This window comes from Cupriavidus campinensis (genome assembly GCF_905397395.1).
GTDB lineage: Bacteria > Pseudomonadota > Gammaproteobacteria > Burkholderiales > Burkholderiaceae > Cupriavidus > Cupriavidus campinensis.
In genome coordinates this window covers 1-14,867 of sequence record NZ_CAJPVH010000012.1, presented here as the reverse complement: position 1 = coordinate 14,867, position 14,867 = coordinate 1, and the positions used below count along the sequence as shown (strand labels likewise).

The 14,867-nt window shown below is 69.3% G+C and carries 11 protein-coding genes and 1 pseudogene; 4 read left to right on the top strand and 8 right to left on the bottom strand.

The window, feature by feature from the left end:
* Positions 1-111: 111 nt before the first annotated feature.
* Positions 112-4,479, bottom strand: a complete 4,368-nt coding sequence (locus tag KHO18_RS09845; RefSeq protein WP_244844670.1) for a response regulator — start codon at positions 4,477-4,479, stop codon at positions 112-114.
* Between the two features lie 131 nt (positions 4,480-4,610).
* Between KHO18_RS09845 and KHO18_RS09840 the strand changes: the two genes are divergently transcribed.
* Together KHO18_RS09840 and KHO18_RS09835 are read left to right on the top strand one after the other, a co-directional pair.
* Entirely contained in the window at positions 4,611-5,072 is a 462-nt protein-coding gene (locus tag KHO18_RS09840) for an ion channel (protein WP_144197824.1), read from the top strand.
* A 216-nt stretch (positions 5,073-5,288) separates the two neighbouring features.
* On the top strand, positions 5,289-6,104 hold the full coding sequence (locus KHO18_RS09835; RefSeq protein ID WP_244844686.1) for a MipA/OmpV family protein: 816 nt from the start codon (positions 5,289-5,291) through the stop codon (positions 6,102-6,104).
* A gap of 10 nt (positions 6,105-6,114) precedes the next feature.
* Here the strand turns inward: KHO18_RS09835 and KHO18_RS09830 are convergent, their stop codons facing one another.
* Together KHO18_RS09830 and KHO18_RS09825 are read right to left on the bottom strand one after the other, a co-directional pair.
* On the bottom strand, positions 6,115-6,789 hold the full coding sequence (locus KHO18_RS09830; protein WP_211943093.1) for an alpha/beta hydrolase: 675 nt from the start codon (positions 6,787-6,789) through the stop codon (positions 6,115-6,117).
* A gap of 58 nt (positions 6,790-6,847) precedes the next feature.
* Positions 6,848-7,159, bottom strand: coding sequence for a hypothetical protein (locus KHO18_RS09825; RefSeq protein WP_144197673.1), 312 nt, complete (start codon positions 7,157-7,159; stop codon positions 6,848-6,850).
* 221 nt (positions 7,160-7,380) lie between these two features.
* On the opposite strand from KHO18_RS09825, the gene KHO18_RS09820 reads away from it, so the two are divergent.
* Entirely contained in the window at positions 7,381-7,602 is a 222-nt protein-coding gene (locus KHO18_RS09820) for a DUF2188 domain-containing protein (protein ID WP_144197672.1), read from the top strand.
* Here the strand turns inward: KHO18_RS09820 and KHO18_RS09815 are convergent.
* The 4 genes from KHO18_RS09815 to KHO18_RS09800 are packed head-to-tail and all read right to left on the bottom strand — an operon-like array spanning position 7,599 to position 13,414.
* On the bottom strand, positions 7,599-8,720 hold the full coding sequence (locus tag KHO18_RS09815; protein ID WP_144197671.1) for a hybrid sensor histidine kinase/response regulator: 1,122 nt from the start codon (positions 8,718-8,720) through the stop codon (positions 7,599-7,601). The genes KHO18_RS09820 and KHO18_RS09815 overlap by 4 nt on opposite strands.
* An 8-nt stretch (positions 8,721-8,728) precedes the next feature.
* A complete protein-coding gene (locus KHO18_RS09810; protein ID WP_244844668.1) occupies positions 8,729-9,331 on the bottom strand; it encodes a chemotaxis protein CheB in 603 nt (200 codons plus the stop codon).
* 10 nt (positions 9,332-9,341) lie between these two features.
* Positions 9,342-10,253, bottom strand: a complete 912-nt coding sequence (locus KHO18_RS09805) for a CheR family methyltransferase (protein ID WP_244844666.1) — start codon at positions 10,251-10,253, stop codon at positions 9,342-9,344.
* Positions 10,250-13,414, bottom strand: coding sequence for a response regulator (locus KHO18_RS09800; protein WP_211943091.1), 3,165 nt, complete (start codon positions 13,412-13,414; stop codon positions 10,250-10,252). The genes KHO18_RS09805 and KHO18_RS09800 overlap by 4 nt, the downstream gene beginning before the upstream one ends.
* A gap of 200 nt (positions 13,415-13,614) precedes the next feature.
* Here KHO18_RS09800 and KHO18_RS09795 point away from each other — a divergent pair, with 200 nt between their 5' ends.
* Entirely contained in the window at positions 13,615-14,460 is an 846-nt protein-coding gene (locus tag KHO18_RS09795) for a DUF3626 domain-containing protein (RefSeq protein WP_211943090.1), read from the top strand.
* On the opposite strand, the pseudogene KHO18_RS09790 reads toward KHO18_RS09795, so the two are convergent.
* Positions 14,461-14,867, bottom strand: a pseudogene (locus KHO18_RS09790) (hypothetical protein); the annotation flags it as partial.

Below are 14,867 nucleotides of genomic sequence, written 5' to 3'. Positions count from 1 at the left end.
ACTCGTAGGCGGCTGGGTGGCCGTCGTCGTGGCGAGCGGTTCCGCCGCCGCCGTGGTCGCGCAGACGCTGATCTGAGCGCCGCCCCCCCTTCGCCACAGGACCGGTTCCGGTCAGCCCTGCAAGACGCCGATGAACGCCGGCAGCGCGTAGGGCTTGCGCAGCGTGACCGCGTTTGGCAATGCGGCACGCTGCACGGGCGTGAGCACCACGTCGTAACCGCTCACGAAGATCACCCGCAGCGCCGGTTGCAGCCGGCAGGCATCCATCGCCAGGTCCACGCCGGAGGCGCCGGACAGCCCCACATCGGTCAGCAATACATCGACCGGCCCCTCGCGCAGCACGGCCATTGCCTCGGCATCGGTGCTCGCTTCCACCACGCTTAGCCCGAAGGTCCGCATCAGCTCCGCGGTGCTGGCACGCACCAGTGCGTCGTCTTCGACAAAGAGGATGCGCTGCGGCGCCAGTTGCATCGAGGGTGGCGTATCAGGCCCCCCCATGGCGATCGAAGCCGGCGCCTCAGCCGGCGCCGGGCCCAGTTCGGCCCCGCCGCTCACCAGCACATGGCGCACCTTGCGCGCGAGCGCCTCGCGCGTGTACGGCTTGCTCAGCAGTTCGATGCCCTCGTCGAGCCGCCCGCTGTGGACAATGGCGTTGTCCGTATAGCCCGAGGTGAACAGCACCGCGATGCCGGGCAGCCGCTCGCGCACCTTGCGCGCCATTTCCGTGCTGCGCAGCGGGCCGGGCATGACCACATCGCTGAACAGCAGGTCCACCGGCACGCCGCTCTCGACGATGGCCAGCGCGCTCAGCGCGTCGCGCGCCTTCAGCACGCGGTAGCCCAGGCTGGCCAGCATATCCACCACGGTGGCGCGCACGTCCTCGTCGTCCTCCACCACCAGCACGGTTTCCGTGCCGCCGCCTGCCGGCCCGGCATCCACATCGGTCTCGAGGTCTTCCTCCTCGCGCACGCGTGGCAGGTAGAGCCGCACCGTGGTGCCCTGCCCCGCCTCGCTGTAGATCTTCACATGCCCGCCGGACTGCCTGACAAAGCCGTACACCATGCTCAGGCCCAGCCCGGTGCCCTGCCCCTCGGGCTTGGTGGTGAAGAATGGCTCGAAAACCTGCGCCTGGATCTCGGGCGACATGCCCGTACCGGTATCGGTCACCGCCACCATCACGTACTGGCCGCGCGCCACGTCGGCGTTGCGGCGGGCGTAGGCATCGTCGAGCACCGCGTTGCCGGCCTCGATGGTCAGCCGGCCGTGGCCGCTCATCGCGTCCCGCGCGTTGATCGCCAGGTTCAGCAGCGCGTTTTCCACCTGGAACGGGTCCACCAGCGTATTCCACAGGCCGCCCGCCACCACGGTCTCGATCTCGATGCCATCGCCAAGCGCCCGCCGCAGCATGTCGTCCAGCCCGCGGATAAAGCGGCCCAGGTTCACCACCTTCGGCGCCAGCGGCTGGCGCCGGCCAAACGCCAGCAATTGCGATGCCAGCTTGGCGCCGCGCGCCACCCCGGCCAGCGCGTTGCGCACACGCGCCTCGGGGCGCTCGTTGCCGGATACATCGCGCGCCAGCAGTTGCAGGTTGCCGCCAATCACCTGGAGCAGGTTGTTGAAGTCGTGCGCCACGCCGCCGGTCAGCTTGCCGATGGCTTCCATCTTCTGCGCCATGCGCAGCGCCTCGTCGGCATGGCGCAGGGCATCGGCGGCTTCCTTGTCGCTGGTGACGTCACGGCCCACGCCGTGGATGCGGCCCGTGGCGGGGTCCACCGTGAGCGTCCACGCCACCCAGCGCAGCCCGCCATCGGCCCGCGCCATGCGGCATTCGTAGCGCACCGCCGTGCCATCGTGGCGCAGCGCGATCATCTGCTCAGTCACCGCCACCAGGTCGTCCGGGTGGACGAAGGCCATGCACGAGCGGCCCAGCAGCGCGCTGTCGGCGTAGCCGAGCGTGCGCCGCCAGGACGGGCTGAAGCGTTCCAGCACGCCGTCGAAGCTGGCCACCATCAGCAGGTCTTCGCTCAGCTCCCAGAGGCGGTCGCGGTCCGCCACGGTCTCGGCCACGCGGCGTTCGAGCGAATTGTTCAGCTCGCGCAGCGCCTCTTGCGCCCGGGTGCGCATGGCGATTTCCTCGCGCAGGCGGCGTTCCGTGGTGCGGCGCAGGTGCGACAACTGGAGATTGCTGGCCACGCGGGCCAGTAGCTCGCGCGAGGTGAACGGCTTGGTCAGGTAGTCATCCGCGCCGGTGGCCAGGCCGCTGACGCGCGCTTCCTCGCCCGCGCGGGCGGAGAGCAGCACCACGGGGGTCTCGCGCAGCGCCGCGTCGGCGCGCACGGCCTGCACCAGGGCGAAGCCGTCCAGGCGCGGCATCATCACGTCCGAGACGATCAGGTCCGGCGCGTGCGTGCGGGCCATGTCCAGCGCCTCCTGGCCATCGGCCGCCACCTCCACCGTGTGGCCGGCCGCGCCCAGGATGCGGCGCATGTATTCGCGCAGGTCGGCGTTGTCATCGACCACCATGACATGCCCGCGTACCGCGCCGGGCACCGCGTCCGGCGGAGGCGCGAGCATGGCCAGCGCCGCAGCCGGCATCGCCTCTGCCTCGGGGGTCCAGCGCCGCGCGGCTTCCACGTAGGCCAGCGCCTGCTGGCTGGCGTGTGTCGACAGGTTTGACGCAGCCCCGGGTGCAGCCGGCTGCGGCACGGCCGCCCGGGCCGTGCGCGGCAGCGTAACCACGAAGCACGTGCCTTCGCCCACCTCGCTTTCCACGCGGATCACGCCATCGTGCAGGCGCACCAGTTCCAGCACCAGCGCCAGGCCGATGCCGCTCCCCTCGATCGACCGGCCCACCGCGCCGGACACCCGGTGGAAGCGCTCGAACAGCCGGGGCAGCTCATCCGCCGCAATGCCGATGCCGGTATCGCGGATGCTCAGTTCCACGCCGCCGTCTTCCGCCTCGCGCACCGCCACCGCAATCGCCCCGGTGTAGGTGAACTTGAACGCGTTGGAGAGCAGGTTCAGGACGATGGTCTCCCACATGTCGCGGTCCACCGCCACCGGGAAGCCCAGCGGCGCGCATTCCACGACCAGCTGCAGGCCGGCGCCCTCGATGGCCGAGCGGAACAGCGAGGCCAGTTCAGCCGTGAACGCGGGCAGGTCGGTCGGCTGGGGGTGCTTCTGCACCCGGCCGGCCTCGATCCGTGAGAAATCGAGCAGCGCATTGACCAGCTTCAGCAGCCGCAGGCCGTTGCGGTGGGTAATCTCCACCAGCTGGCGGTCGGCGTCGTCGCGTGGGTTGACCTGGGCCGTCTCGTCCGCGCGGTTCAGCAGTTCTTCGAGCGGCCCCAGCATCAGCGTCAGCGGGGTGCGGAACTCATGGCTGATATTCGAGAAGAACGTGGTCTTGGCGCGGTCGATCTCGGCCAGCGCCTCGGCGCGGCGGCGCTCTTCCTCATAGGCGTGCGCGTAGCTGATGGCCTGGCCGATCTGGCCCGCCACGAGGTCAAGAAAGGCGCGGTAGCGTTCGCCAAACAGCCGGCAAGGGTTCAGGCCCACCACCAGCACGCCGCTACGCGTGGTTTCGCCCGAAGGCGTGACCGGCACCACGGCCGCGTGGCGCGGCGCGAACTGCCACGCGCCGCCGGGCAGTGTCGCCCCGAAGCGGGTGGACAGGTCTTCCACCAGCACCACTTCGCCCCGCGCCAGCACCTGGGCAAACGGCCAGGCGGCCTCGCCGCCGGCGGGGATCTCCGCCGGCGCGGCCGGGTGGCCCACTTCGATGCCATGGTGGCCGCACAGCGTGGCCGTGCCGGCGCCGCGCTCGCCCAGATAGAGCAGCGCGAAGGGAATGTCGTACGGATTGGCGCCCAGCGCGCGCAGGCTCAGCGCGCACGCTTCGTCCCAGGAACGGGCATTGGTAGCCGACGAGGCCAGCTCGCGCAGCAGCTTCAGCTGGCGCTCGGCCACCACGCGCTCGGTGTCGTCGCTGTTGGCGCAGATGATGCCGCCCGTGCCGCCGTGATCGTCGGGCACCGGGCTGTAGGAGAAGGTGTAGTAGGTCTCCTCCGGGTAGCCGTTGCGCTCCATGATCAGCAGCTTCTGCTCGACGAAACTGCCTTCGCTGCCCTCCATGGCCGCGTCCAGCATCGGCCCGATCTCTGGCCAGATCTCGCTCCAGACGCGCTCGGTCGGCTCCCCCAGCGACGCCGGATGCTTGCCGCCGATGATCGCCTTGTACGGGTCGTTGTAGAAGAAGCGGAGGTCGGCGCCCCAGCCCACCCAGATCGGCTGGCGCGAGGTCAGCATGATGCGGATGGCCGTCTTCAGGCTCTGCGGCCAGGTCTCGGGCGCGCCCAGCGGCGTGCGCGACCAGTCGTGCGCACGGATCAGCGCGCCCATCTCGCCGCCCCCGGCGAGGAAGGCAGGGGCGATGCCCTCGGCATGGAGCGGCGGCACGTTGCCCACCGTGTTCTTCATGGAGCCTCCGGTTTCCCGCATGTTTCTCTTTCTTCACTTTTCTGGCATGCGCCGCATGGTGCATTGTCAGCGTGCGGGCGCTTCTATAGTCTGCCGGGAAACACCGCGCCAGAAAACCACCCTTGCCGACCATGGACGCCACGGCCTCCCCCTACCTGATTGCGATCCTGATCACCGCCACACTGACCATCGTCTGCGTGGCCGTGCACTACGAAGCCCTGCGCCTGATCTCGGCCATGCACCCGCGCCACTGGAGCGGCAAGGTCAACATCGGCGTGATGATCCTGCTCATCATCCTGGCCCACGTGCTGGAAGCCGTGCTGTTCAGTTCCGGCTACTGGCTCGGGGCGGACGTGTTCGGCATCGGCGAACTCAAGGGCCTGCACGACCATGGCGTAGCGGCCTATGTCTATTTCTCGCTGGAGACCTTCACTACGCAAAGTATCGGCGACATCATCCCGATGGGCCAGTTGCGCCTGGTGGCGTCGGTGCAGCCGCTGGTGGGGCTGATGCTGATCGGCTGGTCCACCTCCTTTACGTTCCTGGTGATGCGGCGCGACTGGCGTACGGACGAACTGGCTGACCGCGACTAGGATGCGGCCACGGTGACTGGATGGTAGGCAACGGGGGCCGCCGGTGAAATCGGCGTCCTTCCTACACGCTTGTGGGATTCGAGGAAGTTGCGCGGGCGGCGCGCCGGTGAAAAGATGATTTGCCGTCATGCGAACCACAACAATCAACGGGAGGACCCTGACGTGTCCAGACATCCGGAACCCCACTCGCCGCTGGCGGGTTGGCTGACCGCGCTGATGCTAGCGCTGGCCCTGCTGCATGCACCGGCCGTCCGGGCGCAGACGCCCGCGCCGCTGGCCGAGTGGCAGTACTCGGTGGGCGTGCCGCTGGTGGAAATGTTCCAGGGCCAGCCCGAGGGCTGGAAATTCCGGCTCGGCGCGGCCATGACCGTGCGGCCGCGCTACGACGGCGCGCACGACTACTACGTCTTCGGCGGGCCGACCATCGACATCCGCTACGCCGACAAGTTCTTCATGTCCACCGGCGAAGGGCTGGGCTGGAACATCGTCTCCAACGACCACTGGCGCGCGGGCATCGCCCTGACCTACGACCTGGGCCGCCGCGAGAAGAAGGACCACGACAACCTGGCCGGCATGGGCAATATCGGCATGGCGGCGGAGACCAAGCTGTTTGTCGATTACGTGGTGTCGAAGTCGTTCCCGCTGGTGATCCGCGCCAATGCGCGGCGCCAGTTCGGCGGCGCCAACGGCTGGATTGGCGACCTGGGCGCCTATATGCCGCTGCCGGGCAGCTCCGAGAAATTCTTCTGGTTCGCCGGCCCGACCATGACGGTGGCCGACTCGGCCTACATGGGGCGCTGGTTCGGCGTGACGCCCGAGCAGGCGGCGCGCTCCGGCCACCCGGAATACCGTGCCAGCGGCGGGATCAAGTCCTATGGCGGCGGCGTCTCGGCCATCTGGTTCATCAACAAGCACTGGTTCGCCACGGCGGACTTCGGGGTATCGGCGCTGGTGGGCGATGCCAAGAACAGCCCGATCGTGCAGCGGACGACCAACCTGACGGGGGATATCTCGGTGGTCTACCAGTTCTGAGCGATGACCATCAGGTAGGCCGGCGCAGGTACCCCTCCACCACACTGCGCAGCCCCGGCAGCTTGCCGGTGAAGAAATGCCCGGCGGCCGGCAGGACCACCACCGGCAGCTCCTGCGGGCGGGCCCAGTCGAAGACGTTGATCAGCGGCACGCGCTCGTCCTTTTCGCCATGCACCACCAGCGTGTGGGCCGGCACGGGCGGGGTGTCGTAGGACAGCGTCTCGGACAGCGCGCCAGCCGGCATGCCGGTCAGGATCAGATGCTGGATCGATTCCGCCGCAGCGTCTCCCGCCGCCGTCAGCCGCGCCACCATCAGCGTCTGCACGAAGGCACCGAACGAGAACCCGGCCAGCGCCACGGGCAGGCCCGGGTACTCGGCCTGCAGATGGCGCAGCACGGCTTCCACATCGGTGGACTCGCCGGGGCCGCCATCGTAGGCGCCCTCGCTCTGCCCCACGCCCCGGTAGTTCGGCCGCATCGTCACGAAACCATGGGCCTGGAGCGTGCGCGCCAGCAGTTGGGGGATCTTGTGCTCGGCGGTGCCGCCCTGCCCCGGGTGGGGGTGCGCCACCACGGCAATGCCGACGGGCGGGCCGGCGGGGGTGTCGAGCAGGGTTTCGATCTGGCCGGCGGGGCCGGCAATGAAGACGGGGGTGGAAGCTTGCGTGGTGTAGGCGGAAGACATAAAGCGGGGGCGACGGATGGATGTGCATCCGCAGCATACCCGCTCCCGGCGGGAACGATCAATGGTGGTGGTTGGCCTTGACCACCGAGGCGATCTCCTGGCGCCGCACGCTGACCACGTCGTCCAGCTCCAGGCCCTCGGCCACGACCAGCATCTCGGCACCGCGCGTGATGGCATGAATCACGCCGTACCAAAGCTCGGGTCCGGCCACCGCCGTCAGGCGGACGCTGAACTCGGTTTCCATATCCTGGCTGCAAACCGTCACCAGGTCGCCGACCTCGGGCATGGCGGCCTTCTCCGCCAGCAGGGATTCCCGGGCCGCCACCGTCAGTGGCATCTGCGCAATGCCGCGCGCAAACCTCGCTTGCATGGCTGTGTCTCCTGCGCGTTGTTTTCCCTACAAGAATATATAAGGGCGCCCCGAAAAGGCACGGTAAACCGTCACGCCCCGGACACAAGCGATGCGCACGCCGCCCGTGCGGTGCTTCCCGGGTGGCGTGGGTGGCGTGGGTGGCCTGTCAGACAGCGCCGGATTGTGCTCTGCGCCATGGCAGCCATAATGGAAAGACCATACGATCCCGGAGAACCATCATGCAGACCAACCTCCATGTCGTGCCGCACGGCTCCGGTTGGGACGTGATCCACGAGGGCGCCCGCTACGCCGAGTCTCACCATGCCACGCAGGACGAGGCCATTCAGGCCGGCACCGGCCTGGCCCGGCGCCAGAAAGTGGAGTTGCTGATCCATGGCGTCGACGGCAAGATCCGCGAACGCGACAGCTACGGCCATGATCCGAGGGAGGTGGCTGGCTAGGCCGGCTGGATGATCCCCTGCGTCCCGCAGCACGCGCGGGGCAGCGTCACGGTGAAGACCGTGGTGCCCAGGGCCGCCGACGAAGCGGCCTCGACGCTTCCGCCGTGCAACGCGGCCAGCTCCCGCGAGATATAGAGCCCGAGGCCCAGCCCCTCGGCGCTGTCGCCGCCGCCCGAGCGGAACGCCTCGAAGACATGCGGCAGGGTCGCCCCATCGATCACCCCGCCATTGGTCACCGTTACCGCCAGGCGCTCGGCCGCCGTGCCATCCACGGCCACGACCACCGGCACCGCCGGGTCGCCATGATGCAGGGCATTGCCGACGAGGTTCGATAGCACCTGCGAGATCAGGTCCGGATCGATGGTCGCCAGCGTATCCCCCACGGTTTCCAGTACCACGCGCTCCTTGCCGTGCGACGCCTCGCACTCATCGACAATGGCCGCGCAGATCGCGCGCAGGTCTTCCTGGCGCGGCTCCAGCTTGACGCGCCCGCCGTGCAGCCGCGCCACGTGCAGCAGCTGATCCACCATGCGCGCCATGCGCTGGCTGCTGCGCGAGATGCGGTCGGTGGCCGGCTTGAGCTTCTCCTCGCCCCCGAACCGCCCCAGGAACGACGCCGACGCGATGATCGCCGACAGCGGCGTACGCAGGTCGTGCGCGAGCACCGCCATCAGCATCTCGTTGGTCTTGAGCAGTTGCTGGGCGGTTTCCAGCTGTTCGGCCAGCTGCTGCTTCTGCCGGGCCAGTTGCACGAATACGTCGACCTTGGCCGCCAGCACGCGCGCGTCGATCGGCTTGAACAGGAAATCGACCGCGCCGGAAGCGTAGCCGCGGAATGCCCGCGCGCTGTCCTCTCCGGCCGCCGTCAGGAACAGGATGGGGATATGGCTGGTGCGCTTGCTGCCGCGCATCAGCTCGGCCAGCTCGAAGCCGTCCATCTCGGGCATGTGCACGTCGAGGATGGCCAGCCCGAAGTCGTGCTCGAGCAGCAGTTCCAGCGCCTGCGCGCCGGAATTGGCGTGGACGATCTGCACATCGGGCTTGGCCAGCACGGCATCGAGGGCGGTGAGGTTGGCGGCGATGTCGTCGACGGCGAGGATCTTGATCGGAGCTTGCATGGTCAGGGTCATTCAGAAAACTGGGCCAGGCGCTGGCCGATTTGTTCCAGTGTCAGCACGCGGTCTGCCGCGCCACGGTCGATGGCCTCCTGCGGCATGGTTTCCACGGCGGCGCTGTCCGGCGACTGCACCCACGCCCGGCCACCTGCCGCGCGGATCATCGCCAGGCCGCGCGCGCCATCGTCGTTGGCGCCCGAGAGCAGCACGCCGAGTACCCGGTCACGCCACGCCACCGCCGCCGACTCGAACAGCACGTCGATGGAGGGCCGCGAGAAGCGCACCGGCGGCTCCACGGAGAGCGCCAGTTCCACGTCCTCGGGCGCCCCCGGTACCCGCTCCACGAGCAGGTGGTAGTCCGGCGGCGCCAGGTAGAGATGGCCCGGCCGCACCGGCATCTTGTCCTCGGCCTCGCACACGGGCAGCGCGCAGCGCGCGCCGAACAGCTCGGGCAGCAGGCTGGGCTGGTTCGGATGCTGGTGCATCACGATCAGCAGCGCCGGCCGGAAGCCCGCCGGCACCATCGGCAGCAGCACGGACAACGCCTCGACGCCACCGGCCGACGCGCCGATCACCACGGCGTCGCACCCTTGCGTATCCATCAGCCCTGCCATCGCGCCTCCTTCACAGCTTGCGGTACAGCCGCTCGCGCGGCACCAGTGGCTCGAAAGCCCCGGCGTGGGCGCTGAAGTGCAGGCTCTCCTTGCTCCCCAGCCCCAGGAAGCCGCGCCGCGCCAGCGCGTCGTGGAACAGGCCGATGGCGCGGTCCTGCAGCGCGCGGTCGAAGTAGATCAGCACATTGCGGCACGAAATCAGCTGGGCCTCCTGGAACACGCTGTCGGTGGCCAGGCTGTGGTCGGCGAACACCGACTGGCGGATCAGCCCGGCGCTGAACTTGGCCTTCCCATAGGCTGCATGATAGTAGTCCGAGAGCGAGCGCCGCCCGCCCGCCGCCAGGTAGTTGGCGCCGAACGCCCGCAGGCGCCCCGCATCGTACACACCCGCCCGGGCGATGGCCAGCGCGTCGGGGTTGATGTCGGTGGCGTAGAACACCGTACGCTCGGCCAGCCCCTCCTCCTCGAACAGGATGGCCAGCGACCACAATTCCTCGCCGCTGCTGCACCCGGCCACCCAGACATTGATCGACGGATAGGTCTGGAGCACCGGCACCACATGCTCGCGGATGGCGCGGAAGTAGGAGGGGTCCCGGAACATCTCGCTGACCTGTACCGTCAGGTACTGCAGCATGCGCGCGAACAGCGCCGCGTCGCGCAGCATGCGGTCCTGGAGTTGCGACAACGTGGCAAAGCCCAGGTCGTGCAGCGCCTGCTGCAGCCGCCGCCGCACCGAGGCCCGCGCGTAGTGCCGGAAATCGTGCTGGTACTTGCGGAAGATGGCCTCCAGCAGCAGTTCCAGTTCGATCTCGAAATTGGCGTCGGGCAGCGCCGTCTCGCCGCGATCCACCACCGGCACGGGCGGTGGCAATGACACTGGCAGTGACAGCGGCGGCAGCGGCGCGGCGTCCGGGGTGTTCAACTTTCGTGGAGCCATACGCGGCACAGGGACAGCAGTTGATCCACATCAATCGGCTTGGCGATGTAGTCGTTCGCCCCGGCGCGCAGGCACGCCTCGCGGTCGGACGGCATCGCCTTGGCGGTCAGCGCAATGATCGGCAGCCGCCCGTATTCGGGCATCTGGCGGATATGGCGCATGGCCGTGATGCCATCCATCTCCGGCATCATGATGTCCATCAGGACGAGGTCCACGTCCTTGTGGCGCGCCAGCATGTCCAGCGCCTCGCGCCCGCTGCGGGCGATCTCCACGGTGGCCCCGAGCGGCTCGATCACCTTGGACAGCGCGAAGATATTGCGCGCGTCGTCCTCCACCAGCAGCAGCTTGCGGCCGTCGAAGGCGTCGTCGCGGCTGCGCGCGGCGCGCAGCATGCGCTGCTGCTCGGGCGGCAGCTGGGACTCCACGCTGTGCAGGAACAGCGTCACCTCGTCCAGCAGCCGGTCCGGCGAACGCGCGCCCTTGATGATGATCGACTTCGAATAGCGGCGCAGGCGCTGCTCGTCCTCGGCCGAGAGCTGCCGCCCGGTGTAGACGATGACCGGCGGCATCTGCCCGGCGCCATCGCTGGCCATGTGGGCCAGCAGGTCGTGGCCGGTGCCGTCCGGCAGCACCATATCCATCACCACGCAGTCGAACGCGGCGCCGGCCAGCGCCTCGCGCGCGCCGGCCACGCTGCCGGCGGTAACGATCTCGGCCTGGACCGACTGCAGCAGCGCGCGGATGCTCTCGCGCAGCGCCGGGTCATCTTCGATCACCAGCACGCGGCGCTGGCCCGGCGCCATGCGCGCCTCCAGCCCCCGCATCGCCTCGGCCAGCTTGTTGCGCTCGCTCGGCTTGAAGGTGTAGCCGATGGCGCCGCGATGCAGCGCCGCTTCGGCGTGGTCGCTGACCGAGATCAGGTGCGTGGGGATGTGGCGCGTGGCCGGGTCGTGCTTGAGCCAGTCCAGCAGCGTCAGGCCCGACTGGTCTGGCAGCGCCACGTCGAGCAGGATGCCGCAGGGCTGGTGGTGGCGCGCCAGCTCCAGCCCGTGGCTCGACGTAGTGGCGTGGATGCAGTCGAAATCCAGCTCGTGGGCGAGGTCGTAGAGGATGCCGGCGAAGTCGATATCGTCTTCCACGACCAGGATCAGGCGATTGCCGCGCGTGCGATGGTCGCGGTCGTCGGCAATCGGCTGCGGATAGCCGGACGGCGATGGGCCCGGCCCGCCTTCGGACGCCTCCGGGGCCGGAATCGGCGCGGGCCGTGCCATGGGCGGCAGCGGCATGGCCTGCGACGGCGGGGCCTGAACCCGCTCGGGGGCGGCCGGCGGTGTGACCAGCCCGGCCTGCGTGGCGGCATCCGCCACCAGCGTGCGCGGCACGGTCAGCGAAAACACGCTGCCCTCCCCCGGCTCGCTCGCCACGGCAATCGCGCCGCCCAGCAGCCGCGCCAGCTCGCGCGAGATCGACAAACCCAGCCCGGTACCGCCGTAGCGGCGGCTGGTGGTGCCGTCGGCCTGCTGGAAGGCTTCGAAGATGACCTGCTGCTTGTCCTTCGGGATGCCGATGCCGGTGTCGCGCACCTCGAAGCGGATCGCATCGTCGCCCTGCGCGACCAGCGCCAGCGTGACCGAGCCCTTCTCGGTGAACTTGAAGGCATTGGATAGCAGATTCTTGAGGATTTGCTGCAGGCGCTGGCTGTCCGTGACGATGGCGTCAGGCAGGCCCGGCATCCGCTCCACGCGGAAGGCCACGCCCTTCTGCTCGCCCACATGGTCGAACATCTGCGAAATCCGGGCGGTGAAGGTGTCCAGTTCCACCGGCTCCGGTTCAATCGTCAGATGGCCGGCCTCGATCTTGGAGAGGTCGAGGATGTCGTTGATCAGGTTCAGCAGGTCGGTATTGGCCGCGTGGATGGTGGCCGCGTAGCGGACCTGCTCGTCGGTCAGCGTGCCGTCCTTGTTCTCCTGCAGCAGCTTCGCCAGGATCAGCGCGCTGTTCAGCGGCGTGCGCAACTCGTGCGACATATTCGCCAGGAACTCGCTCTTGTACTGGTTCGAACGCTCCAGCGCCCGCGCATTGGCGGCCAGTTCGGCCTGGAAGGCGAGCATCTCGCGCTTCTGGGTCTCCAGCCGCTGCGTGTGCTCCTCCAGCTGGACGTTGGTCTGTTCGAGTTCCGCCTGCTGGGTTTCCAGCCGCGCCTGGGAGTCCATCAGCGCGCGGCCGCGCTCCTCCAGTTCCTCGTTGGAGACGCGCAGCTCCTCCTGCTGGACCTGCAGTTCCTCGCTCTGGCGCTGGGTCTCGCCGAGCAGGTGCTCCAGCCGGCCCCGGTAGCTGGCGGCGCGCAGCGTCATACCGACCGGTTCGCCGATGCGGTCGAGCAGTTCCACCACATCGGCAGTCCCGCGCCGGGACGTGACGAAGCCCAGTTCGATCACGCCGACGACCTCGCCCTCGGCCGTCAGCGGCGCGGCCACGATCTCGGTGGGGCGCGTGCGGCCCAGTGCGGAGGCCACCGGCAGATAGTCGGCCGGCAGCCCGCCCACGGCGATCACGCGGTTCTCGGTCACGGCCTGTCCGGCCAGCGTCTCGCCGGGCGCCAGCGTGGCCGGCGCGCGGTCCGCATCGGCCAATGCCCAGGTGGCCAGCCGGTGCAGGTTGCCATCCACGCACTGATAGACCACGCCCACGTGGGCATCTAGCGCCTGCGCCAGCGCGCGCACCAGCGCATCGCCAACATTGCCGGCCGACTGCGCCGAGCGCACCTCCTGGTGAATCCGCACCTGGGCCTGCTGCACCCACATCAGCCGCTGGATGGCGCCCTGGCCCACCAGGTAGCGGTAGATCACCACGGCCAGGAACCAGTTCACCAGCAGGCCGATGGAGCGGTTGGTGATGGCGACGACGGGCGCGGCGCCGGGCGGCGAGACCACGTAGCCAATCGCCAGCAGTACGGAGCTGACCGCCGCGGTGATCAGCGGCAGGCGCGGGTTGTCCGAATAGAGCGACAGGCAGATCGGGATCAGGTAGAACAACCACGCGGCCAGGCCGAGCGGCGTGAACGCGTCCGCCGCGAAGACCACGGCAAGCGAGACAGGCACCAGGATCGTGCCAAACAGGAAGCGTTGCAGGGAAGTCGGTTGCATACCGGCAGGATCGATGGGATGAAAGCGGGCGGGCGCGGCGGCAGGCGTCCCGGCCCCCCGCCAGCAGGGATGCCGGCCAGGGCGCTTTATCGTACCGTGCGACGGGCGCCGTGGCTGTCGGTGTCGCGCCGACAATTGCTGCACCGCAGCGCCGCTACAATCGGCCGATCGCCGCCTTGCCGGCACCCCCGGATCCGCCAATGTTCCCGGACGACCCCGCCGCCCACGCCTTGGCCCATGTGGCCGCGCGCAGCCACGGCGCGCCGCTGCACCCAGACTGGCGCGTCACGCTCAATTTCCACCCGGACCGGCTCCACGCCGGCGTGCCGCTGCTCGCGGCCATGGCCGCCGACGGCGTCTATCGCTCCCAGTTCGAGACCGGCACCAGCAACGGCGGGCTGACCGCCCACCCCGACGGGGACCGCTGGCACTGGGAAAGCCGCATGTTCGGCCAGGCCTACGACGCCGCGCCGCCGGCCGACCGCCCCAAGTACGGCGCGCTCAACCATCGCCATCGGCCCGAGGGGGGCTCACCACGCTTTGGCGCCTGCCATCTGCGGCTGGCGGCGGGCGTGCTGGCGCGGACCACCTTCTGCTACCCGGACAGCGTGTTCGATCCGGTGCATTTCGGCGTGGCCGAACGGCTGGATCTGGTAGACCGGCTGCGCGCCGCGCCGCCGGACGATCCGCTCGACCACTATATAGAAGCGCATGTACACGGCCCGCTGGTGCTGGCGCGCGACGTGGAGGCGCTCGTGCTGGACCCGTCGTACCGGGGCACCGAGACCGAGACGCTGGCCCGCGCCCTGCCCTGCCCGGTGGCATGGCATGCGGGTTTCTCGGCAACCGCCGATGACTTGCGCGCCCAGCCTGACTATCGCGGCGCCCACATCGCCGAACTGGCCGCGACACTGGCCGCGACACTGGCCGGCAGCGAGCCGCTCACCCCGGCCACGATCGGCGCCGCCGCCCGCACGGGCCGTCACGATCCCCAGCACTTGAAGAAAGTCTGGCACTTGCTGGCGCGCTTCGGCAACCGGAATTGATCACAGCACCAGCAGCACCACCCCGCAGATACCCAGCGCGGCGGTCCAGATCCAGTCCAGATTGACCCAACCGGTGCGCAGGAAGGCCACGCCGACGCGATCGTAGACCACCAGCGCCACGGCGCAGATGGCCGCGAGCATCGCCGCCGTGTGCAGGCCCAGCGCCAGCATGGCGGGACCGAGCGCGCCGGCGGCGTCGAACTGGGTGGCCCCGGGCGTGGCGCAGATCGGCATCAGCGCCGGCACCAGCATCAGCCCGGCGCCGTGCATGCCGGCCATCAGGAACGACCAGCCCGCCAGCCCCAGCATGCCGGCCCGCATGCCCACGCGCGGGCGCATACGGTGCCCGCGCGCCACGTGCCAGATCGCCCAGCCCAGCAGCACCGCGCCGGCCACGCGCGCGAAGC